The following is a 23,889-nucleotide window of genomic DNA, read 5'->3' on the forward strand; positions in this document are numbered from 1 at the left end:
GTCCGCATATCAGAGGGAGACTCAGTGATGACCAGCGAGAAGCAATACTGGCTGGACCGGCCCCAGAACGTCCGCAAGCTCTACCTGGGCTTGTGGTTCTTCGGTATGGCATGGGTTATTCCGGACTTCTTTCTGCACAAGCACGAGGACGTCGAATTCGCGGCGACCTATGCCTTCTATGCGATCTTCGGTTTTTTCGCCTGTGTCGCTCTGGTAGTGACTGCGAAAGGCTTGCGGCGAATTCTGATGCGGCCGGAAGATTACTATGACCGCTGAGTTTCCCACTGCTTTCATTCTCATCCTGGGTGCGGCAGGCGTACCGTTTTTCAAGGGACATCTGCGCTCAGCCTATCTGCTGCTCCTGCCGGTACTCGCATTTGTTCACGTTCTGCTGATTCCGCAAGGCGACTACAACCACTATGTGCTCGCCGGGCAGGAACTCATCGCCATGCGGGTGGATGAGTTGAGCCTGATGTTCGCCTATGTATTCCTGCTTGCAGCGTTTCTGTGTGCAATATACGCGCTGCACCTGAAAGATACGGTCCAGCATATCGCCGCTGTGGTTTATGCAGGCAGTGCGCTCGGCGCGATATTCGCCGGCGATCTGATCACCATGTTCGTGTTCTGGGAAATCTCGGCGGTCGCCTCCGCGATGCTCATCTGGGCATCTCGAACGGAGCGCGCTTTCCGTGCGGGCATGCGGTATCTGATCGTCCAGCTCACTTCCGGCATGCTGCTGCTCATCGGCGCGCTGGTGCACGCAGAGGAGACAGGCACCGTTATTTTCGACTATATCGGGCTGGGTACCCTGGGCAGCTTCGTCATCTTCCTGGCCATCGGGATCAAGTGCGCTTTCCCTTTCCTGCACAACTGGCTCCAGGATGCCTATCCGGAATCAACGCCCACCGGCACTGTCCTGCTTTCCGCGTTTACCACAAAACTCGGCATCTACGCGCTGGCGCGCGGATATCCAGGAACTGAGGAACTGATCTGGATCGGTGTAACCATGGCCGCATTTCCGATCTTCTATGCGGTCATCGAAAACGACTTGCGACGCGTTCTCGCCTACAGTCTCAACAACCAGCTCGGTTTCATGGTCGTGGGCATCGGACTGGGTACCGAGCTCGCCCTGAATGGCGCCGTCGCTCACGCTTTCGCGGATATCCTGTTCAAGGGACTGCTGTTCATGTCCATGGGTGCGGTGCTGCTGCGGATCGGCACGATCAACGGCAGCGAGCTCGGCGGCCTGTATAAGTCCATGCCCTGGACTACCGGATTCTGTATCGTCGGCGCCGCCTCCATTTCCGCATTTCCCCTTTTCAGCGGATTCGTCACCAAATCCATGGTGATGACAGCGGCCGCCACTGAAGGCTATACAGGCGTGTGGCTGGTGCTGCTGTTCGCCTCTGCAGGCGTCTTTCACCACGCCGGCATCAAGATCCCATACTTTGCGTTTTTCGCCCACGATTCAGGCAAACGCTGCGACGAAGCCCCCCGCAACATGCTGATTGCGATGGGACTGGCTGCCGCATTGTGTATCGGCATCGGCTCGTTTCCGGGACTGTTCTATGAACTGCTGCCTTACAGCAACACCTATGAACCCTATACTACGTCCCATGTAGTGGATCAGATGCAGCTCCTCGTTTTTTCCGCACTGGCTTTCGCGGTCCTCATGCGAACGGGTGTCTATCCTCCGGAACTGCGTTCGACCAACCTGGATTTCGACTGGGTGTACCGTCGGCTGGCACCCCGACTGGTAACTGGCGTGAGTCTGACACTATCGTTGCTGATGGCCGCAATCGGGAAGTTCAGTAGCCTCACCCGCCGTCATACGCAGCTTCAGGCCACCCGATTCTTCGGACCCAGCAGTGAGCTGGCGCGCCCATGGCGAGTCGGCACCACCGGCATCTGGATCGCTGTTCTGCTGTCGAGTTACGTGCTGGCCTACTATCTCTGATTCAGCCAGCGGCAACGCGCTCAGCACTGAACGATTTTCAGGCTTTCCAACGGGACCCCACGCACGTTAGAACAGATCGCCCTGCGGAGTGGAAGCACCTTTCGGGAGTGTGTGCCGTCAGAAGCCCCCTAAGGTTGCGGGCGTCCGCCGACGAAATCGAGGAAGCGCGCCAGATCGCCCTGGTCGACCTTCACGCGCAGTTTCATGAAAGGACCTTTGGCCGTGTACTCGGCGGCCGCGAAATCCGAGTCGTCGAAACCAACAAAGTTGTAGCCGATGCTCATCCAGGTGTTTTCGAGGAAGCTGCGGCCGACAGAGAGGCCCGCCGAGTAGCGCATCACCTTCGATTCCAGCGAGTGCAGCGCGGCCACCTGCGCGCCCCAGTCCCAGCGGGGATTGAAATCGCGGCGGTACTCAGCGCCGTAGAGGGCGGTGACCGAGTCGTAGTTGTCGTCGTCGATGGTTTCGACGAGGTACTTCACACCGAGTTGCAGGCTCAACTGGCCACCACCGGCCGGTTTGTAATTCAGGTTGGTGTTGTTCACCATTTTGCGCGAGCGGGTATCGAAGGCGTTGCTGCGCAGTTCGTCGAATGCCAGATCGAGACGGTTGAGCAGGGTCCAGGGGGATTCGAAAGGCCGCAGCGCCAGTCCCCAGCGGATATCGGTGCGGTTGTGCAGGGAGCCGTCTTCCCGTTCCTCGAACAGCGCGGCGAGGCTGCCCGAAGTCACCCTGCCGTCGGCCAGGCGGCGCGACACACCGGCCAGCAGATTCCACTTGTCTGCCTGATCGCCCTGATGAAACTCGATCCGGGAGGAAGCGTTCCAGCCTTCCTGGCGATAACCCACCCCGGTGAAGAAGGCGGTGAAATCATCGTTGATGCTGCCTGAAGCGGGTGGCAGGGTGGGATTCGCGAGCAGCTCGTCCGCATCGTCCGCCTGCGGAGCCCGCTGCAGTGTCTGCACCCGGTCGGTACCCACATCCAGCGACCAGCGATCGCCCAGCTTCCACTGCTGCAGCAGGCCGGTGGTGGCAAACAGCCGCTCGCCGTTTTCGGTCATCTGCCGCTGCAGCGACGAGCTGATGTCGGCACCGTTCCAGGGCCGCGCCTTGACGCCGAAACGGGTGTCCTGGGTGTCCCGGAAGTTGCCGAAGGTGAATTCCTGCTCGCCGCTCAGGGTGACCTTGTCGCTGAGCAGATAGTCCGCTCCCAGCACCAGACGATCCGGATAGTCGGTGTTGTCCGTCTTATCGATCGCCACCTCGGCATCACTGCGCAGCCGCAGACGATCGTCGAGCAGACCCTGCATGACCCCGAAAGTCACCTGATTGGCATCCAGATCCTCACCTGTGGCAACCGTTTCCCGCACCGCCCGCAGGCCGCCGGTGAATCGGGTATCGCCCATCCGGTACTCGGCCGCACTGTCCAGCACCGTCCGGCTGCCGTCGTTGACCAGATCATCCTGCTGGAAGGCCTCGGCACGCATCAGCAGATCCTCGGTCAGCCGATACTCACCCTCGACCCCGTAGCGGCGGGTACCGCGCTCGACGGTGGACTGCTGACCGAATCCGAAGGCCGCATCCTGCTCCCGGACATAGGCGCGACCGGCCAGATCACCGGCGCGCTGCGCCACCTCCAGCAGATAGGCGTCGCCGCTGCCGAGCAGATCCGTGTCCGAACGGGCAACCTCAGCGCGCAGGGTGGTTCCGGTCTGGAACTCCCACTGCAGATCCGCGCCGACCAGATTGCCACCCTGCCCCTGGGTCTGGTCATCGATATAGGTCATCGCAATCCGGGATTCCCGATCGTCCAGACGCCAGGCCACACGGCCGCCCGCAACGAGCTGACTGCCGCCACCGGAGCGCACCTCGTATTCGACCTGAATGAAGGTGTTGTCGAGGTTCTCATCCTGGCTCATCACCGGCTGCTTGAATATGACGGTGCCGGCATCGTAATCGATGGTGTAGTCGAGATAACGGCTCAGGCTGACCTCACTGGTGATCTGCTCGGGATGAAAACGATCCCGGGTTACGATCCGGATCCGTTCGCTGTTCACCACCAGACTGCGCTGGCTCAGGCGATAGACACCCGAGGTGCCATCCCCCGGGATTTCATCGAACACGAAGGCAAACCCGGTATCGCTGGCAAAGCCGTTCGCTTCGATCTTCCCGCCATAATAGCTGGCCTGAGCACCGGTGAGTGTGCGGGTGTATTTGGTCAGTTCAGCAGCATCGAAGCCGGTATCGAAATCACCGAATAACGCCGCGAAGGCATCCCGCTCAACTTTCAGATAGAGCTTTTCCCCACTCTCGGCATCGTAGCGCTGCTGCGCGCCATCTCCGTAGAGTGTGTAGAACCTGTTGGGATCGATCTGCTGACGCAGCTGCTGATCGGTCTCCTTGTCCGTGTCATAGGCGGCGGTGAGCAGCCACTGGCCCCTGACCACGCCCTTGGCATAGAAGGCCATGCGACCTTCGCTGAAAGTGTCGTCTTCGATACCGGCGGCATCGAGACCCTGCAGATTACCCGAGACATCGTTGTAGCCCACCGTGCCTTCCGCGAGACCGATAAGAATCCAGTCCCGGGCGCCCGGCTTCAGACGGGCGCGGATCAGGTCCCGCCGCACGGCATCGAACTCGAAGCCGAGCTGCACTTCGCCGGTCACCGTCGTCGGCTCGAGTTCCACATAGGCGATGCCATCTTCCCGCACCAGGTAGCGGTCGATACTCTGCTGCTGGGTGGCAGCGGCGGCATCGAACTGCCGTTCCGGATTGCGGATCTGATAGGGTGGTGCAACCGAAAATTCACCGGTCAGGCCGGGCCGTGCCGGCTGGCCGGTGCGGTCGAACAGGCGCACGGCGATCACGGGGGCCGTGATTCCGTCCGCAACGAGCTGAGAACGTTCCGCAAGAAACTCGGCCCGTACCGGTGCGGTTCCGAAACGTACACTGGTGCGCATCTGCACATCATCCGGAGTCTGTGCCGTCTGCTGTTCCGCGGACGCTGCCTGGAGCGGCTCGAGTCGTACCTCAATCTGATTGTCGCCTTCGAGAATCGATACGTTGTCCCAGCGCGACAGCGCCACTCCACGGGCGCGGTCCACAGTGGTGCCACTGAAGTTCAGCGGATTCACCAGCTCCCCGTTCACCAGCACATGGGCCCGATACCCGGCTTCATGCTTGGCGGCGACGGTGATCACCGGCATCCGCGGGTTGTAACCGGGCAGTGGCCAGACCAGCTGGTTGCCGACGGTCTGCGCAGACAGCCAGTTGCGGTCGAAGGCGGGTGCGCGGCCATCGCTCACCTCGGGAATCCGATACGCGGAACGTTCGGCGACCGGCGGGGCAGAGACCTTCACACCGACAGGCTCACTGCGCGCCATCAACTCTCCCTTGCTGGGCTCGTAGACCTTCGCCCGCACCGCTTCCGCTCCACCTTCCAGCACTTCACCGTTGGGCTCGGCGAGGGAATCCGGCCAGTTCAGCGCGAGCTCGGTGATCAGCACCGGCGTTTTCTGCTTTCCATCTGCCGGTGTTTCGAACATCAGCATGGCCTTTGTCGACAGGGATTCCACACCGGCATCTACCCTGGTCTCGAAGACCAGATTGTTTTCGAATGCCGCCGTGCGCTCACCCAGCCGTATGGTGAGGGCACCACTGTCTGCACCGGAAGGGTCAGCCAGGGATGCGCCGTCGAGTGCGAGCGAACCCGGAACGTAGCGCGCGCCCGTGGGCAGCATCACCACTGCGGTGAGTGCCTGCACCGGCACACTGCCACCCGCCACCACCAGCCGATGCATCACGGTTTCAGCCTCCAGTCTCGCAAACAGCTGGGCGCGAAGCAGACTCTCAGCAGGGGCTTTGGGCCGGGTATGGAAATCAGCTCGCCACATGCTCCCCGCCGCGACATCCACGAACTGGGAACGCACGCTGCCGGCAAAGCGCGTGTTCTGCTCACAGGCGATGAGTTCATGGGTCTCCGGCAGGCTGGCTTCATCGACCTGCACCACGTGAGTACCTGGTGTGACACCCTCGATGTGGTACTTGCCCTCGGCGTCGGTGACCACATAGGTCCCGTCTTCAAGCCACACCCGGACACCGGCCAGCCCCTGTCGATCCGCACCGGCATCACAGGCGCCGTCGTAAATCTGACCGATCAGAATGGCCTTGCTCTGCAGCAGATCCTCGCGCACGGTCACATCGGCAAAGGCGGTGTTGGAACTGCCGATCGCCATGCCGGTTGCACTCGCCGAGTTGCGGGCGCGACCGAGCTTCGCACCGATGGTGACCTCCACCACATACTTCACCGCCGCGCTGGCGTTGTCGAAAGCGACATCGGTGAAGCGGAGCGTGCGTCCGTCTCCGGAAATCTGTGGATCCGCGGCAGCCGCACCGTTGATCTGCGCCGATCCCGCCACGTAACGGAAACCATAAGGCAGTTCATCCACTACGCTGAACGTACTCTGCACCACCGCTTCAGGATCCTGCACCAGCACCTGGTACTGCAGCAGGTCGCCAATCCCAACCACATCACGGCTCGCCTGCTTGCTGACAAACACATCCACCGTCAGCGGGTCCAGCGGCAGATCGAACTCGAAACTCTGCCCCGCCGCGACCGTGAACGCATCCCCGCGGGAACCCGCGGCGAGCTGATAAGGACCGCCTGGCAGTGCGTCAAGTTCGGCGTCTTCCCGGACAGAGGGGAAGCGATACTCGATGGGCGCACTCACCTCGAACCGATAGTTACCCGGCAACAGATACGGGAAGTAGAAACTTCCGGGTGCGAAGGTGATCGATACGCCCGCAGCATCCGTGGCAGTGCCGCCGCTGGTGACAGTGGTCGGGAAAGGGGTCACGCCGTCCGCAGCGAAAGTCCGACCCTGGGCCGGCAGACCGGTTACCGCATCCAGCAGCGTGACCTGCACCCCATCCACCGGGGCACCGTTACTGCTGGAGAAGGTGGTGAAGCCCGGATCCAGCAGTGCGGTAAACGCGATGGCATCGCTGCCATCGTCCGGATCGGTATAGCCGATCACCGCACTGCTGCCTGCGGCTGTATTGAGACTGCAGTCCGAGCTTGCACCGGCAACCCTGGACGTCTGCAGATAACCGGAAAATATCCCGGAACTCGCCGCGGTCTCCTGCAGGCGCACACGCTCACGATCGCCGTCGGCGGCAGTCACCACGACCTCGATCCAGTCGGGCGCAAAGGGATCCAGATCCTGATCAGGGTCGTTCACCCGCAGAAATATCGTGTCGCCCCGATTGAAGCGTCCCGCCTCGAGCAGCGGCTGCGTACCCGGGACAGTGATGGCCGTGCCGAGTCGATCCACCGGCATGGGTGCTGGTGTGAACGCGCTGCCGTCGAAACACTGGGTAGGGGAGACGTAAAGCGATGATGCCCCTGTGGTACCCGGTGCAAGGGTCAGCACTTCGAGCGCCGCCGGAGTCGGCACCAGCGGCGCCAGGTCGAGGGGAACGTCCACACCGAACGCGGGACCCGTGACCGTGAATACAGCCCCGCGGGAACCGGGACTCAGGCGATAGGGTGCGCCAGGCAACGCCTGCAGTGCGCTGTCCGGGAGTGTTGACGGGAACCGGAACCGGTTCGGTGGCGTGACCAGCAGCCGATAGGCCCCTGCAGCCACCGCGGGAAAGCGGTAGGTGCCGGCCGGAAAGCCGTACTGATTGCCCAGGGCGTCGATCGCCGTCTCGCCTGAGAAGACGGCTGCAGGAAAAGCAACACCGGCTGTTTCCCCGGTAACGCTGGCTGGAGCGCCGCTGGTGCTGTCCAGCAGTTCGAGGCGGGTTGAATCAACCGCCTGCCCGGTGGTGGCGAGAAACACCCGGCTCAAGGGATTGATGACACCCGCGGTGCTCGCGAGATCGCCGGGATTGAAGGCATCGACATAGGAAACGGTGAAAGAGACATTCACCGCAGCACCAAGGGCGCAGTCACCGGCGACAGAAGCCCCCGGACCCGTCTGCAGATACCCGACAAAACGTGCGCTGCCCGGGCCGGTTTCCGCAAGCCGCAGCAACTCACTGTCACCGTCACTGGTCAGAACCTGAACTTCAACGGTATCGATCAGCCCGCTGTCGAGATCCGCATCCTGATCCATGACATCGATGAATATGGGGTCACCGCTCTTGAAGAGACTGCCGGTGCGCAGGTCGATGCTGCCGGGTACTGTCAGCGTAGTACCTGTGAAAGTCACCGGTATCGGCAGGTCGCTGTAGCCTGCTCCGGCATCACATTGCGCTGTACCCACAGTCACAGAACCCGCACCAGCACCGGGAGCGGAGGCCTGCAGAAGAACGAGAGTCGCATCACCCGGCGCACCACCCCCGGGGGGTGTCGCGGTCAGCGTGAAGGTCTGCATAAATGTCAGGCCACCGCTGTCCGTGGCGGTGACAGTTACGGTGACACTGGTACCCAGCGGCAGGCTTTCTGTATCGAGAAGTTTGAGCATGCTGCCGACGATTTCGAATCGTGAATCGTCCACCCCGAAGCTGTGGCTGTCGCCGCTGTCCGGATCGCTTACCACCAGAGTACCCACTGGTGCACCCGGAGTGCTGGCGTCAAACCCCGTACTCGAAAGGGTTAGCGCCGTGGGCGCTTCGTTCAGGTCGTTGACCGTGATGGACAGATTGACCAGGCGCGACGCACCTGCGGAATCTGTGACAAGCACAGCAACAGTGGTCAGTGGCGTGGCTTCGAAATCCAGCGTAAATCCGGTCGCGAGCCGGAGTTCGTTGCCAACGATCTCGAAATTCGGATCGCTGGTGGAGAATGTGTGGCTGTCAGCCGGGTCGAGATCGAAGGCACTGAGCAGGCCAATGGCACCTGCGGTGTTTTCATCGATGTCTGCCGGATCGACCGCCGCGCCGTAGGGGGCGCTGTTGCCGGCGGCGGGATCAGTGATGAGGGTGCTGCCGGCACTGACCGAGTAGTCTGTGCCGCCCACCTGATAGCTGGCCGTGGCAAGGTTGGTGAAAGGTGTGTTGGGCGGAATCGCCCAGCTTTCGCCAGAAATCACCGCCCACGCGAGCAGGCCGGCGCAGAGCAGCCTTTCGGCCACACTGCGCAGACCCAGTAACGCAGATGGCGGACGCTGCTTGCGCTGCGTCCGCCCTCCGCGTTCCGCTCTCGTGTTCGGAACTGGCATCAGTATTTCAGGATTCGATCAATCAGTTGACCGTTTCCACCGTCACGAAGTAGGCAATGAAGCCATCTTCTCCTGCTGCGCAGTCACCAAAGGCGACGTCCACTTCCAGCTGGGGGAAGTTGGCGTCTGCGCCGTTCTGGGTACCCGCGGTATAGGGCAGGTCGGTACCGAAGCCCGCGCAGTTCTCGCGGTGTACCAGATCGAGATCAGTTACGCCCGTAAGCGAGAATGTGGCGTTCACGACTGGAATTCCGGTGTCGAGGTCGAAAGTCACCGAGGCGGGCACGTTCACTGCTGCTGCACCCGTATTCCCTTCGTCGACAGGCTCGGTGAGCAGAAGGCCCACATCCGGGATGTCGTCGGTGATCTGCAGGGACTGGGCTGTGAAGGTGGTGTCGTTGTTACGCACACCGACCACATAGAGGATCACGGCACCGGGGATCGCCTTGGGTTCCACACCCGCATTCAAAGCACCTGCGCCGTCGTAGCGGTTGCCGCTGATCGGGTCATAGATGACCTCGGCAAATTTTGCGACCAGTATGTTCACACCCTGGACTACGAAGCCCGAGCTGTCCGAATTCTGACCGTTGCTGGCCACATCAGCGCCTGCCACAACGGCGAAGGCGAAGAAGTTGTAGCGCAGGTCTTCACTGTTGGCAGATGAGCCATCACGGAACACGGTTTCCACCGCAGCGGTGTTCGGGTTGTTGGTCCCGGCCTGGCCGGGCGAAGCATTACCGCTGTCGTCCGCGGCAATCGCAGCACCCCCCGTGGCAACCGCTGCAACCAGGGTATAGGTCGCATAGTCGTCCGCGGCAGCAGTGCCCGGGACCTCGACGACAAGCACCAGTTCGATGGTGTCGTCTTCGATGACCGCGGGCAGGCTGTAGATACCGTTGCCGTCCGGGACCAGCACCGTGTCGACACCGTCGTCGTAGAGCTGGTTGGCGTTGGCATCAATCGCCAGAGTCAGGGTCACCTCATCGAAGAAGGTTCCGCCCACCGGCGAAAAGGTGTTCACCTGGGTGGCATTCTGATCGACGATGGCCAGGACGATATCCGACGCCGCGTTGGAGGTGTTGGTCACTGTGTAGTTCGCAGCTGGCACTCCCGAGAGAGTGGCGTACTGCTGACCTGCGGTGACGGTTACCCAGTTCGCATCGGTCGCGGTGACGTCCACCGCAAGAGCACGGTCCACCTGGAAACTGACAGCGTCGATCAACTGCGGCTGGGCGCCACCGTTGACGCTGTAGTTCAGCGTGACCGAATTGGTTACCGTAGTGCCTGCATCGGTACCGATAGCCAGCACCGGCATCGCGCCGGATATGGCCAGAGCGGCGAGGGCCGTTCTGCAGGTGCGTTTGAAGTACTGCATTGCTAGTTCCTTTTCTTCAGTGCGTTAGTTACGAGAGAGTCACTTGAGTCGAACATTGAAGGTGACGAACCCTTCTTCCGACGGAGCAAGCTCCGGCAGAAACGTCCAGCGGATGGCCTGGTAGTCCTTCGCAGAGGCGACGACTTCCTCACCATTCAGCAGAACCGTCAGCGCTTCGGGCACATCGAAATGCACGCCGTCCACCGAGAAGAGAATCTCGGTGCCGGCGCCGAAAGCGCTCCCTTCCAGATACTCCGTGTCGGCAGGTACCGGATTGGTGATCACGACGCTCCCCGCATCGATCGCTTCCGTGCCCCGGTTGCGGAAGCGGATCGAATAGCGCAGCTCGTCTCCCGGCACGACGCGGTCCGCGTCGACCAGGCGCCGCTCTACCGCGCCCGCTTCGTTAACAAAGGCTTCCACCTTCTTCACAGAGTTTTCGAGCTTCACTTCCGCCGCTGCCGAAACAGCAAGGAGGAGGCTCAAGGTGGCAACCATGGAGCAGGCCAGTTTCCGCGCCGTGTTGCGTGTCTGTGCTTGCGTCATCTCTTTTCTCCTGTGTGTGTTGTCCGGCTGACGCCGGTTCTCATCTAATGGCGGCATCAAAGGTGATGCTGATCGCAGGCGAACCCCCGGTGATAACACCGAGGGTCGCCTGGATCGTCTGGGTCCCGGCATTGAAGCCGGTGTTATCCGTTCCGGCAGGTGCGAAGTCGTCGTCCGCATCCTCGCCGGGCGGCAGCGCCGACACCGCAAGGGTGCCGGGCTGGTATTCGAGTTCGACCGGAATAGCGTCGGTAATGACCAGGCTCTCGGCGTCGCCTGTGCCGGTCACACTCACATCGATCTGATAGGTGATCACCGAGCCCGGCACGAGGGTGGTACCGCCAAATGGATCCACGATCAGAACGGCGGTTTTGGTGATGTTCACGACCGCCGCGCTGACCTGGTATCGCCCTTCCGCGCGGATCAGCAGATTGGCGGTATCGTGGCTCGTGCCGACCACAGCGGTGACGTTGCCACCACCAGACTCTCTGGGATCTCCGCCGCCAGCATAGCTGGTGCCTGCAGGCGGGAAGGCAGGGTTGGCGGGATCATCCGTGCCGGCGTTGCTGTAGAGGGTCAGACTCACTGCCCGCAGCTGTACGGCGCCCTGTTCGTTGGCCGGATGGGCGCCGATGCTGCTTTCCACGTAGACGATCAGCGAGGCATCCTCGGCGAGCAGCGGATCGTTCGCGCCCGCGACATAAGCGGTGTCATCGCCGATCTGCAGGCCGGCTATCGAGTTACTTTCGAGGTAGATCTGGACCAGTGCGGGATCGAAGTCGTCACCGCCTACCCCATTGTCGGCGATCAGCCGGAATGTTTCGGATCCGTTACCGTTGTTGGTCAGCGTGAACTGCAGAATGGCACTCGCCTGACCGGCACTGACGCCGACCGGCCCCGCATCGTTGCTGACCACCACCGCGTTGAGCAGTTCGTCCACGAAAGTCTGACTGGGAAGGCTGATCACCGGGGTCTGGGGCACGCCGCCGATCTCGAAGCTCGCCTGGGCAGAATTGAGGATTTCGCGCCCGGCATCGGTACCCAATGCCTGCGAATTGGCACTCACTCCCAGTGTGAGTAACAGCGCGAACGCCAGATAAGTGACGCGTGCGACGCGATTGCGTCGCGAGCAATGGCTCGATTTCATGGCAGTACCTGGCCTCGTTGTCTGGTCAATCCTCAACCAAAACAGATGTTTACCTGTTGCGAAGGGCCAATCCGTGATCTGCGTCATATCTGCCGGAAATTTGGCACGAAGGCGCACCGGTGCTGAACCGGCAGCGCAACTGGCGGGGGATTGGCTGTAAATCTTCACAAGGGCGGCAATTCGGTGACACATCACCCCGCAAAAGGGGCAAGGGTCGTGCCAAAGGAGGGCGGTGCCGGAAATCCGTCGCTGCCGGGGCGTCCAGGCCACAGGGCGCGTGGCCCGACGGATTTCCGCGGCGGCCAGTCAGGGTGGCGTCAGAATGCTGACGCTAACGCTGCAGGTCCGAATGTGGCATGGAGGGGATTGACGGGTGACGAAATCTGTCAGGTTTCGCGACGGTTTTTTGACACCGGCCGGATGTCGACGCTGTCGGTTTCCGGATCAAAGTCGATCTCCGCCTCGCCGCGGCGCAGCTGACGTCGCACCTGCTCGCATTTGCGCTCGAGGTCATGTTCCGAAGGCCCGTACTCGGTGCCTTCGCGCAGCACAAAAGACTCGATGATCCCGGCCAGCGCTGCCTCGGTGAGCGTCTCCAGAGGAATTTTCATGCCACTCCCGACCGGCAGAGGATTTACACCACCCCGATCATCGCCCGGTGGCTCAGGATGGCTGAAGGACGACCAGACCACCGCCAAACAGTGACGCAGGCCGCATACCTGTACTGAAGCTTTCGATTCTATCTTGAATTTGCCTGGCCAAGGTGCGTTACTTATCGAGCTGAATCAGTAGTTTAGTGACGTTCCATCAGGGTATTCCATCAGGATAAGGAACCGCTTTGCGACTGGACAGGGCAGGACAGGACGGCGCGCTACGAAAGGACCGCGCTCCAAAAGGACAAGACAACCATGGCCGAACAGGATCACATACTCGTCGTCGAAGACGAACCCATCACCCGTAAACAGCTCGTCTCCTATCTGGAGGACGAAGGCTTCAAAGTCACCTCCACCGCATCAGGGGATGATGTGCTGAAGCTGTTGACCGAGAAGGACATCATTCTGGTCCTGCTCGACATCAAGCTCCCCGGTAAGGATGGTCTCACGCTCACCCGCGAGATTCGCGCCCAGTCGGACATGGGCATCATTCTTGTGACAAGCAAGCAGGAACAGATCGATCGGATTCTCGGACTCGAAAGCGGCGCAGACGACTATGTGACCAAGCCCTTCGATCCCCGCGAACTGCTCAGCCGTGCCCGCAATCTCATCCGCCGGGTCCACATCCAGCAGAAGCAGCGCCGCAAGAACCACATCCGAAATTTCGAAGGCTGGCAGCTCGACCTCAACAAGCGTGAGCTGACCGCCCCGGACGGCACCAAGGCCACTCTGTCGGCCGGCGAATACCAGCTGCTGCTGGCCTTTATGGAAAAAGCCGGTGAAGTCATGAACCGCGATCAGCTCATGAACCGCATCCGCAACCGGGAATGGTTTCCGGACGATCGCTACATCGATGTGCTGGTCGGTCAGCTGCGCAAGAAGCTGGGTGAGCGCGCGGCCAACGCCAAGATCATCGCGACGATCCATGGCACGGGATACCTGTTCACACCGGAAGTGGTCTGAACGGTATCGCGACCCTTCGGATCGCGCTGACAGCTCCAGCCGATTGATCGCGGCCGCCGGTCTGGCGAAGACAGTGATCAGACCGGTCAAAGTTTCTGTCAGGCTGCAGCACAGACTGCTTCCCGGGGGTCGGGATCGGGGAATCCGGTGGTAGACAGGAAAATCTACGAAAGCGCGTCGACCCTGGTGAAGCGGACGACGTGGCACGATCAGGCCGTTGTCACCAAGACTCTCAAGGCCAGCGCGCAGACACCCAACGCGATCACGCGCTATCACCACGAGTTCAACATCAATCAGTCGCTCACCAGTCCCTATGTATGTCGGGCGCTGGCGATGGACGACCGCAACACACGAATCATCTATGAAGATGACGGTGCGGAGTCGCTGCGGACCCTGATCCAGACCGGCACACTCACCTTCGACGAGCGTCTCGACATCGCCGCAGACATCACCCGCGCCCTGCAGTCGATTCACGATGAAGGCGTGATTCACCGCGATCTGAATCCGGGCAACATCATCGTCAACGAAGAAACTTTCAGTGTGCGGCTGATCGATTTCGGACTGGCTACCCTCATACCCAGGGAGTACCCGCAGACCGATCACATCCACCAGCTCACCGGCACCCTCCCCTACGTGTCCCCGGAACAGACCGGCCGGGTTAATCGGGTAGTCGACTACCGGACCGACCTCTACTCCCTCGGTGCAACCCTTTACGAACTCTTCGCCGGTGCGCCGCCCTTTCCCAACACGGACCCGCTGGAGCTGATACACGCCCATATCGCCAGCACACCACGCCCGCTGAACGCGGTGGTCGATACGGTACCCCGCTGGCTGTCCGAAGTCGTGCAGAAGCTGCTCGCCAAGCAGCCCGAAGATCGCTATCAATCCGCCGCCGCGGTGCACGACGACCTGACAGAAGGCCAGAATCACAGCAACATCATTCCGTTCCGCCTCGGTCAGACCGATACCCCCGGACAGCTGACGTTACCCAAACGACTCTACGGGCGTGTTACAGAAACCACCAAGGTCACCGATCACCTGCGCCGGATCGCCCAGGGTGAAGTGCTCATTCTGGAAATTACCGGCAATGCGGGGGTCGGCAAGGGCGCCCTGTGCAGCACAATCGGCCGGTCCGCACACGAGAACCGGATGCTCCTGGCCCGGATATCTGCGCCAGGAGTCGAGCTTCGTGACACCGACTCTCTCTGGCTGGAGCTGCTGCGTCAGCTCGTGCGCCAGGCCCTCTCGCTGGGAGAATCTCCCGCTGAGGCGCTTATCGAACGCCTGTCTCATCTCGAATCCGCAGACGTCCGCGCGCTCACCCCTTTCATTCCGGAGCTGAAAAATCTGCTTCCCGCTCCGGATGAGTCCAGCGCCGGACTCCCGGCCCGGGGTATCCGCGCGCTGCTGAGCGCTATCGTCCCGCAGCCGGTCTGTGTGGTGGTGGAGGAAACGGATCAGGTACCCCTGGAATGTCTCAGTGATCTGATCGATGCAGCTCTGTATTCCCGAAATCTGCTGCTGGTGATTACCCGGGAGCGTCCCCATCCAAGGCTCTTCTCCGAGCCACGGATCGCCGCAAAAACTACTCACCTGCCTCTGGCCCCGTTTGACAAATCCGATGTGCGCGCGCTGCTCGCTGACATGCTGTCCCAGAGCGAGGCGCGGGTAAGGGAACTTGCCGGTGAGATTCACACGAAGACCGATGGGCTGCCCCGGGACGTGCTTGCGCTTGTCGAAGAACTGCACCAGACACAGTCCATCGTGCATGACGCCAACGCGGGCAGCTGGTCCTGGGATCTGGATAGAATCCGCGGCCACTTCTTCAGCAACAACACGTCAGCCCGCATCACCCATCAGCTCAATCAGCTTCCCGGAGAAACGCTGCATGCACTGGGGCTCGGTGCCGCTATCGGGGAACAGTTCACCGCACGCCTGATCGCGGATCTGGCGGACCATGATCAGTCCGCCACCGCTGCCATTCTGCGACCCGCCATGAATCAGGGGCTGCTGGTCACCCAGTCAATGGGTGGGACTGCCACCCAGCTCCAGTATCAGTTCGCCCATCCGCGGATCCGTGCCTCCATCTACGGCGGGCTCACAGAGTCCGAAAAGGTTGCGAATCATCAAAGGGTCGCCACCAAGCTCAAACAGGGCGGCAGACCCAGCGGCGCCAAACTGCTGCAGATCGCCGATCATCTGAACGCCGCCACCCACCCCACCGAGCCGGACGAAGCGCGCCGCACGGAAGTCGCCCACTGCAATCTGCTCGCCGCACGGGAGACCCTGCGGCAGGGCGCCTTTCAGCAGGCCTACAAGTACTGTCGCATCGGCCTGCTGCTGCTGCACCGGCATCCGGGCACCGAGCCCATGAAGCTCGAGCTGGCACAGTGCGCGGCAGAATCGGCATTCTTCTGCGGTGATTTCGAACAGCTCGATCGTGTCCTTGCCGCCGTCCCCGATCATCACAGCGCGCTCGAGGAAATCAGGGTCCGGGCAGCCATTGCCCAGAACGACCTGACCGGTGCGCGGGGCCTGGCACTCGCCGCACTGGGCAGCCTGAACTATCCCGTGCGTGGACCGGGTCTGGCGGGTTTTCTGCCTGACTGGCTGCGCGTGCCACAGCGCGCCTTGCGGACACCGGTACGGACTCTGGAGGATGTACGGCTGCACCAGAGCTTCCGTTTTGTCTGCTACCTGCTGCATGCCGGCTACCACCTCGGTCTGCCCGCCCTCGACCGGGTGATCTCGGACCTGCTGCGCCTGTGCGCCCGCAAGGGCTACTGCGCAGAGGCCGCCTTCGCCCTCGCCGCCACCGCCATCAACGATGTCGCCAACGGTCGCATCCGCGCCGCACGCCGGCATGCTCTGGAAGCCCGGGCGCTGATCGGACAGTTTCCAGGCGAAAGTGCTTCCATCCGCGCCAGTACCCTGCTCGCCGGTCTCCTCGACCCCTGGTTCGGCACCCTCGATCAGACACTGCCGGTGCTTTCTGACAATCTGAACAGCAGTCTGGCCCGCCACGACGTGGAGTTCGCGGCCAGTGCCAGCGCGCTTTACGCGGCCAATGGTCTGCTGCGGGGACTTGAACTCGGCTCATTGAAACGGGAACTGATCCGGCAGATTGCGGACATCGGTCAGTTCCGTCATATCACCGGAATAAACATCACCAATTTCGTGCTGCAGATCGTAGTGTCTCTCCTCGGCCGCAGTGAGTCGGACAGCGGCGCAGATCACAATGAACTGCGGATTTCCAACCCCCGGGATCGGGTGGCTCACGGTTACGTGTACGTGCTGCGCCTGTATTTCGCCGTGCTGTTCAACGACTTCAAAGGGGCAGGCGCCATTCTGGAGCTGGCTCGCGAACATGTTGCCGCACTCACCGGTTCGCCGCTGCTGGCGACTTTCAGACTCGCCGAAGGCCTGATCGAACTGCGCCGCGGGACGGTTGCCGGTCGTTACACGGCGACACGCAATCTGTGGGAAATGCGGGGCTGGGAAAAACTCGGTGCGCTGCACGCACGACCGAAGCGGCTCATCCTGCAGGCGGAGCTCGCGCGCCGCGGCGGTGCGACAACCCGCAGTCTCGAATATTTCGAGCAGGCGGCCGATCGCGCCCGTATGAATGGTCAGGCCAATGATGAAGCGCTCGCCTATGAACTGGCCGCCCGTGCCTGCGACAGCAGTGGCCGCAGTGACTTCGCCAAGCTGTTTGCGCGCAACGCCTATCAGGCCTATCTGCGCTGGGGGGCTACCGCAAAAGCCAATCAGCTCGAACGGGAATTCCACGGGCTGCTTTCTGAAAATCATCCGGTTTCCCGGGGAGCCAGTCTATCGGTCGGCGATCTCGCAGATCTTACTGTGCGGGATTTCCAGACTCACAGCACGACCTTCGAAAGTACCGAACTCAACGAGCGCATCGTGGACACCACCACGGTACTGCGTGCCGCCCAGACCATCTCCGGCGAGATACTGCTGGATAAGGTACTGACAAAGCTGCTGCGGCTGACACTCGAGCATGCGGGTGCCCAGAAGGCGTGCATGCTGCTGGCGCACGACCGTCGTCTCTACCTGGAAGCCATAGCCTCGGTGGACGCCGGCCCGACCCGCAGAGTCAGCCCGGCGGTACCGCTGGAGGCGACGGGTGAAGTGCCGGAAAGCATTGTGCAGTTCGTCGCCCGCACCAAGGAAGCGCTGGTACTTACCGACGCAACACAGGAAGACGTGTTCACCCAGGATCCCTACGTACGACGCCTGCAGCCTCTGAGCGTGATGTGCCTGCCGATCATCCACCGCGGAGACATCACCGGCATCCTCTACGTGGAGCATCGCTGGCTCACCGGGGTGTTCACCTCCCAGCGGGTTGAAGTACTGGCTCTGCTGTCTTCCCAGGCCGCAATCTCGATCGAGAACGCGCGCCTTTATGCTGACCTGCAGGCCACCCAGGACGAGTATCGCGCGCTTTACGACAATGCCATCGAAGGCCTGTTCCGGATCAGCCCGGAGGGCTATCTGGTGAATGCCAACCCGACACTGGCCCGCATTCTCGGTTTCGACTCGGTGGAGCAGCTGCTCGACGAGTACCGGGACCTCATCGATCGGGTGTTCCTCAACAACGAACAGGCCGGTCTCTTCATCTCCCAGCTGGAGGAGCACCGCCTGGTCAGCGGCTTTGAAGCACAGGGTGTGACCCGGGACGGTCGCGTCTTCTGGGTGGCACTCACCGCACGTCTCAGCAGCGATACGGAACGCGGGGATTTCATCGACGGCAGCCTCATCGACATTTCCGAGCGTATCGATCGGGAACGCTCAGACAAACAGCGACAGATCGCCGAGGCGGCCACACGGGCAAAGAGCGAGTTTCTCGCCAACATGAGTCATGAGATCCGCACGCCGATGAACGCCATCGTCGGTTTCTCCCGGCTGGCGCTGGAGACTTCCCTCGATCGCAAGCAGCACGAGTACGTGACATCGATCCGCAACGCGTCGGAAAACCTGCTGACGCTGGTCAGCGACGTGCTGGACTTTTCGAAGATCGAAGCGGGCAAGCTGACCCTGGAAGCCCGACCCTTCAAACTCTCCGAAACCCTCGCGGAGGTAGAAAGGCTGTTCCGCACCGAAGCCCGCAGACGCAATCTGGTCCTGGAAATCGATGATCGCACCCAGACAGACCCTGCAATCCCCGCAGACGGCATGCTGCTCGGCGATGCTCTGCGTCTGCAGCAGGTTCTGGTCAACCTGGTAGGCAACGCCATGAAGTTCACGGAAGTCGGCCGTATCGAACTGGCTGCGGAAGTCAGTAACGCGCGGGCGGGAGATGATCAGATCGAACTGCGCATATCGGTGACCGATACCGGAATCGGTATCGATCCGGAGCACCAGAAACGTCTTTTCGAGTCTTTCGAACAGGCAGAAACCTCCACAACGCGGCGCTATGGCGGTACCGGGCTCGGCCTCGCCATCTCCAAGCGCATCGTCGAACTCATGGGTGGCAGGGTCTCGGTGACTTCCGAAGTGGGTAACGGCAGCTGCTTCGAATTCACCCTGTTGACCCGTCTGCCCTCGGATGCCGTCGCCACAGCAGCGCGGGGATCGAAGCGTCGACCCAGCGATATGGTGCTGCACGACCGCCGCATCCTGGTTGCGGAAGACAACCCGATCAATCAGCAGCTGGCGCTTGAATTCCTCCAGCGTCGCGGGGCGTCGGTGCAGATCGCCGAAAATGGCAGGCAGGCTGTGAACCGGGCAACCGAGTCGGAGTTCGACGCCATTCTCATGGACATCCACATGCCGGAACTCGATGGCCTCGAAGCCGCCACTCAGCTGCGACTGCTCGGACTGACCCTGCCCATCATCGCGGTATCAGCCGACGCCCTTTCCAGCAGCAAGCTCGCGGCAACCGAGGCTGGCTGTGACGCTTATCTCACCAAGCCGATCGATTTCGATGAACTCGTCCACACCCTGGGTGAGCTGCTGCCGAGTCTGGACAGCAGCCAGCCCCGTCGACGCGCCAGCGATCAGCCGGTGGTGGCGGTGGATGCCGATGCGGAATCCATGATGGAAGAAGCGCTGCGCTCCTTCCCCCAGCAGCGCCTGCCCGGCATCGATATCGGCGACGCCATTCGCGGCCACAACGGCAACGTGAAACTGATGGTCCGGCTCATGGGAGAGTTCGGCCAGTACTATGGCGACGCCGCAGCAAAGATGCGCGGCTACGCCACCGCCGAGCAGTATGAGGCAGCGGAACGGCTGGCGCACAACCTGGCGGGTGTCGCGGGCAGTTTCGGGGCAAGCCGGTTGCAGGAAGCTTCGAAGGCACTGGAGCTCGCCCTTGTCGCCAACGACTCCCGCAATCTGCTCGGGCTCGTACGCAGCTTCGAAGTCGCGCTGACCGAAGTGCTCGAATCGACCGAAGCCCTGGCGAGCAACGAGATTCCGCTCAGAGCGAGCGACTTTTCGGAGGGGTGAGGTCCAGCAGTGGCAGCAGCTCGGCCGCTTTCTCCCGATCTCCGTCCTGCTGCAGCTTCACAAAGTCAAAGAGATCCCTGTCGCCAAGGTGTGAAGGCACCACGTGGCGCAGGCTGCGCGCGATGTTTTCCACCCGGCCCGGTGACTCGACATCCCACTGCTCCAGCATCTGCTTGATCACCTGACGCTGCAGGTTTTCCTGAGATCCGCAGAGATTGCACGGGATGATGGGATACGCACGGTAATCGGCCCATCGGGCGATATCCCGTTCCCGGCAGTAGTAGAGCGGGCGGATCACCACATTGCTGCCATCGTCACTTTTGAGCTTGGGTGGCATCGCCTTCAGGCGGCCGCCGAAAAACAGGTTGAGGAACAGAGTCTCCACCACATCATCGAGGTGGTGACCCAGGGCTATTCGGCTGGCGCCGATCCGGCGCGCAAAGCTGTAGAGAATGCCGCGTCGCATACGCGAGCAGACCGGGCAGGTGGTTTTCCCTTCCGGTGTCAGTGCCTGGACGATACTGTAGGTGTCTTCCTCGAGGATGTGGTACTCGATACCCAGCTTCTCGAGATAGTCCGGCAGCACGTCTTCGGGAAACCCCGGCTGCTTCTGATCCAGATTCACCGCAACCAGTTCAAAGGGGACGGGCGCGTTCTGCTGCAGGCTCATCAGCACATCGAGCAGGGTGTAGGAGTCCTTCCCACCGGAGAGACACACCATAACCCTGTCTCCGGCTTCGATCATGCCGTAGTCGACAACGGCGTGACCGACCTGCCGCCGCAGCTTCTTCTGCAGTTTGTTGCGCTCGTAGCGCGCTTTCTGGGCGGCTTTCGAAGGATCCGGTGTTCTGCGCGCAGCCGCCGTCACTGTCGGTTCGGAGCCGGCAGTCGGAGACAGATTGGGGAAATGTTCGACCGTCACTTATTTAAACCTCCACCGCAGGCTTTTTCTCAGCCGCAGGCGTGCATCAGTCCACTGGACTCCCCTCGGGGTCGGGGATTCTACAGGGACAGGGCGCTGCAGAGAACTCAGCCAGGAAGTTCGGAAAAATTCAGCGGGCGTGGTCGAGGACCTGCTACCCCGGGCCGTGTAGCGCGGCCGAGTAAGGCTATTTGACTCGCGGGCCTCCCGTGAGGCAAATAGCTGCACGAGGGCACAGCGGAGCTGCCGAGCGAGGCCCGGGGTAGCAGGTCCTCGACCACGCAATGATCAAACTATTTTCGAGATGCCTGGCTGAGTTCTCCAGCGGCAGTCGGGGAGATGGCGCTGCCGTGTTTCGTATCCATCGAGAAGCTGGGGTGGATACGAGGCTCTGCAGAACGCCCTTACTTCGCCTGCGCGGCAACCCCGAGCTGACCCTGGCCCACAAAGGCTTCGAACTCCAGTGGCGGCAGAGGCTTCGAATAGTAATAGCCCTGAATGAAATCGCAGCCGATCTGTTTGAGACGCTCGACCTGCTCCAGCTCTTCGACTCCCTCGGCCACCACCTTCATGCCAAGGATGCGTCCCATGCTGACAATGGAGGCGACCAGACCGAGGTCCCGGGTGTTGGCCAGCTCATCGATGAAGGCCTTGTCGATCTTCAGAACATCGAACTCGAAATTGCGCAGATAACCGAGGGAGGAGAAACCGGTGCCGAAATCATCCAGCGCAACCATGCAGCCCAGCGCGCGTGCGCCGCTGAGGAACTCCAGGGCGCCTTCGCTGTTGTCGATCAGCGCGCTTTCCGTGAGCTCCAGAGTCAGCCCCTGCGGATCACCGGAGGCGAGCATCGACAGCAGACCCATGACATCGTGACTGTGGCGGATCTGTACTGCACTGATGTTCAGCGATATCCGCAGATCGGTGAGTCCGCGACTGCGCCACTGGCTCAGCTGCCTCTGGCACTCGCGCACCACCCATTGACCGATTTCTATGATCAGCCCGGTGTCTTCAGCGATCGGAATGAACTCACCGGGTGACACCATGCCCAGCTCAGGGTGATGCCAGCGCAGCAGTGCCTCGGTAGAAGTGACGACACCACGGCGCACATCCACCACCGGCTGATAGTGCAGCCTGAGTTCATCGTTCGTGACCGCCTTGCGCAGTGCAGACTCCAGCTCCATGCGTCGTTCTGCACGGGCGTTCATTTCCTGTTCGAAGAAGGCGAGGTTGTTGCCGCCTTCCTGTTTGACCTGAATCCGGGCGGCATCCGCTTTCTGCAGCAGTTCGCCGGTTTCCGAGCCGTCCTGGGGGATCGTGGAAATTCCCACGCTGGCAGTGACAAAGAGCTCGCGCTGTCCCTCCATCATGAACGGCCGTTCGATTGCGACGACGATCTTGTGGGCGATGCGCTCCACCTCCCGCAGGTCCTCGATCTCGGAAAGCAGCACGACAAAGTGATCACCGCCGAGCCTGGCAACCGTATCCGACTCGCGCACACTCATGGCGATCCGATATGCAGCTTCCATCAGTACCTGATCGCCTTTCGCGGGCCCGATGGAATCATTGACCATCTTGAAGCGGTCGATGTCTATGCTGATCAGTGCACCCAGGAAATCTTCATCCAGCGCGCGCAGCAGCACCCGACTCAGTCGCTCCTGAAACAGATTTCTGTTCGGCAGTTTGGTGAGCGTATCGTGATGTGCCTGCCAGAGCATGAGGCTGCGGGCGTCTTCGTCACCCATCAGTTCCATGGACAGGGTGAGATAACCGCGCAGGCGCTTGCCATCCCGTATCGCAATCCTGGAAACCTTGTCGGAAAAAGCCTCGCCATTCTTCTTGCGCAACCAGAACTCACCGATCCACGACCCGTTGTCGAGCAGTGCACTGTGCATGGCGCGGAAAAAGGCTTCGTCCTGCTGACCGGAATGATTGAAGGTGATCGGCTGGCCGGTTACTTCCGCTCCGCTGTAGCCGGTGAGTCGGCTGTAGGCTTTATTCACCGCCACGATCCGATCATCCACGTCGGTCACCACGGCGGCGCCGGGGACGTTGTCGAACAGCAGTGTCTCGAAATCGTAACCATCCCAGGGATTGTCACGCTTCGAGTTTCTGGCACTCAGTCCGGACCAGAGGGCGGCAAAGACCAGAGCGGCGAGACTGAGCAGGGTGCCGATCCTGATGGTCCGGCTGCGGGAATGCAGTTGCCTGAGTTCAACCACCATCTGCTCGAGGGCCCTGTTCAGCTCCGGCCCCGGGGTCACGCTGGCAGCATCCTTGGAAGTCAGCGCGTTTTCCAGCAGTTCGACATTGCGCGACAGCGCAGCGGCGGCGAGCGGTGAGCGCAGTTCAATTTCAGGCAGCAGCACTTTCAGATCCAGCAGCAGGCGCCGGGCGGTTACCGCCGATACCGGGACCGCCGCACCGGCACTATCGACGTTCTCCGAAAGATCCACACGCATCGACGAGGTGTGCAGACGACTGAGCAGGCTTTCGAGTTCGCTGCGGTGCTGCTGGCTGTCGATCAGCGAAAGTGACAGGTACCAGGTCGACAGTGCAGCGACCAGCAGGAGTCCCTGAGGCCATGCAGGAAGCCAGGAGGGCAGCCAGGAAGTCCAGCCATTGAAGGTACCCGGTAACGTGCGCATCGACAGCAGCGGAATCCATGACAACGTCTATTAAACGTAGT

At 61.4% G+C, this 23,889-nt stretch carries 11 protein-coding genes; 4 read left to right on the plus strand and 7 right to left on the minus strand.

Annotated elements, in window-relative coordinates; translation table 11 throughout:
- Window positions 1-27 precede the first annotated feature (27 nt).
- Together R3E82_12360 and R3E82_12365 are read left to right on the plus strand one after the other, a co-directional pair.
- Window positions 28-276, plus strand: coding sequence for a hypothetical protein (locus R3E82_12360; GenBank protein ID MEZ5551676.1), 249 nt, complete (start codon window positions 28-30; stop codon window positions 274-276).
- Window positions 266-1,957, plus strand: a complete 1,692-nt coding sequence (locus tag R3E82_12365; protein ID MEZ5551677.1) for a Na(+)/H(+) antiporter subunit D — start codon at window positions 266-268, stop codon at window positions 1,955-1,957. The genes R3E82_12360 and R3E82_12365 overlap by 11 nt, the downstream gene beginning before the upstream one ends.
- 128 nt (window positions 1,958-2,085) lie before the next feature.
- Here R3E82_12365 and R3E82_12370 read toward each other — a convergent pair whose 3' ends face one another.
- The 5 genes from R3E82_12370 to R3E82_12390 all read right to left on the minus strand — a co-directional run bounded on the left by R3E82_12370 (window position 2,086) and on the right by R3E82_12390 (window position 12,805).
- Complete coding sequence (locus R3E82_12370; GenBank protein ID MEZ5551678.1) at window positions 2,086-9,126, minus strand: hypothetical protein; 7,041 nt, start codon at window positions 9,124-9,126, stop codon at window positions 2,086-2,088.
- Between the two features lie 22 nt (window positions 9,127-9,148).
- Window positions 9,149-10,501, minus strand: a complete 1,353-nt coding sequence (locus R3E82_12375) for a hypothetical protein (GenBank protein ID MEZ5551679.1) — start codon at window positions 10,499-10,501, stop codon at window positions 9,149-9,151.
- A 39-nt stretch (window positions 10,502-10,540) separates the two neighbouring features.
- Complete coding sequence (locus tag R3E82_12380; protein ID MEZ5551680.1) at window positions 10,541-11,047, minus strand: hypothetical protein; 507 nt, start codon at window positions 11,045-11,047, stop codon at window positions 10,541-10,543.
- Between the two features lie 40 nt (window positions 11,048-11,087).
- Window positions 11,088-12,194, minus strand: coding sequence for a hypothetical protein (locus R3E82_12385; protein MEZ5551681.1), 1,107 nt, complete (start codon window positions 12,192-12,194; stop codon window positions 11,088-11,090).
- Window positions 12,195-12,580: 386 nt separating this feature from the next.
- On the minus strand, window positions 12,581-12,805 hold the full coding sequence (locus tag R3E82_12390) for a YheU family protein (GenBank protein MEZ5551682.1): 225 nt from the start codon (window positions 12,803-12,805) through the stop codon (window positions 12,581-12,583).
- A 297-nt stretch (window positions 12,806-13,102) separates the two neighbouring features.
- On the opposite strand from R3E82_12390, the gene R3E82_12395 reads away from it, so the two are divergent.
- Together R3E82_12395 and R3E82_12400 are read left to right on the plus strand one after the other, a co-directional pair.
- Window positions 13,103-13,810 carry a response regulator gene (locus tag R3E82_12395; protein ID MEZ5551683.1) on the plus strand — a complete coding sequence of 236 codons (708 nt, stop codon included), beginning with the start codon at window positions 13,103-13,105 and terminating at the stop codon, window positions 13,808-13,810.
- A 147-nt stretch (window positions 13,811-13,957) separates the two neighbouring features.
- Window positions 13,958-20,278, plus strand: coding sequence for an ATP-binding protein (locus tag R3E82_12400; protein MEZ5551684.1), 6,321 nt, complete (start codon window positions 13,958-13,960; stop codon window positions 20,276-20,278).
- Here R3E82_12400 and ttcA read toward each other — a convergent pair.
- Together ttcA and R3E82_12410 are read right to left on the minus strand one after the other, a co-directional pair.
- A complete protein-coding gene (ttcA, locus tag R3E82_12405) occupies window positions 20,250-21,146 on the minus strand; it encodes a tRNA 2-thiocytidine(32) synthetase TtcA (protein ID MEZ5551685.1) in 897 nt (298 codons plus the stop codon). The genes R3E82_12400 and ttcA overlap by 29 nt on opposite strands.
- 458 nt (window positions 21,147-21,604) lie before the next feature.
- Window positions 21,605-23,848: an EAL domain-containing protein gene (locus R3E82_12410; GenBank protein MEZ5551686.1), complete on the minus strand. Its 2,244-nt coding sequence runs from the start codon at window positions 23,846-23,848 to the stop codon at window positions 21,605-21,607.
- Window positions 23,849-23,889 lie beyond the last annotated feature (41 nt).

This window comes from Pseudomonadales bacterium, assembly GCA_041395945.1.
GTDB lineage: Bacteria > Pseudomonadota > Gammaproteobacteria > Pseudomonadales > Azotimanducaceae > SZUA-309.

Bases quoted from the DNA above. Each gene is read 5' to 3' on its own strand.
- R3E82_12360 (MEZ5551676.1), top strand. From the start codon at position 28: ATGACCAGCGAGAAGCAATACTGGCTGGACCGGCCCCAGAACGTCCGC.
- R3E82_12365 (MEZ5551677.1), top strand. From the start codon at position 266: ATGACCGCTGAGTTTCCCACTGCTTTCATTCTCATCCTGGGTGCGGCA.
- R3E82_12370 (MEZ5551678.1), bottom strand. From the start codon at position 9,126: ATGCCAGTTCCGAACACGAGAGCGGAACGCGGAGGGCGGACGCAGCGC.
- R3E82_12375 (MEZ5551679.1), bottom strand. From the start codon at position 10,501: ATGCAGTACTTCAAACGCACCTGCAGAACGGCCCTCGCCGCTCTGGCC.
- R3E82_12380 (MEZ5551680.1), bottom strand. From the start codon at position 11,047: ATGACGCAAGCACAGACACGCAACACGGCGCGGAAACTGGCCTGCTCC.
- R3E82_12385 (MEZ5551681.1), bottom strand. From the start codon at position 12,194: ATGAAATCGAGCCATTGCTCGCGACGCAATCGCGTCGCACGCGTCACT.
- R3E82_12390 (MEZ5551682.1), bottom strand. From the start codon at position 12,805: ATGAAAATTCCTCTGGAGACGCTCACCGAGGCAGCGCTGGCCGGGATC.
- R3E82_12395 (MEZ5551683.1), top strand. From the start codon at position 13,103: ATGGCCGAACAGGATCACATACTCGTCGTCGAAGACGAACCCATCACC.
- R3E82_12410 (MEZ5551686.1), bottom strand. From the start codon at position 23,848: ATGCGCACGTTACCGGGTACCTTCAATGGCTGGACTTCCTGGCTGCCC.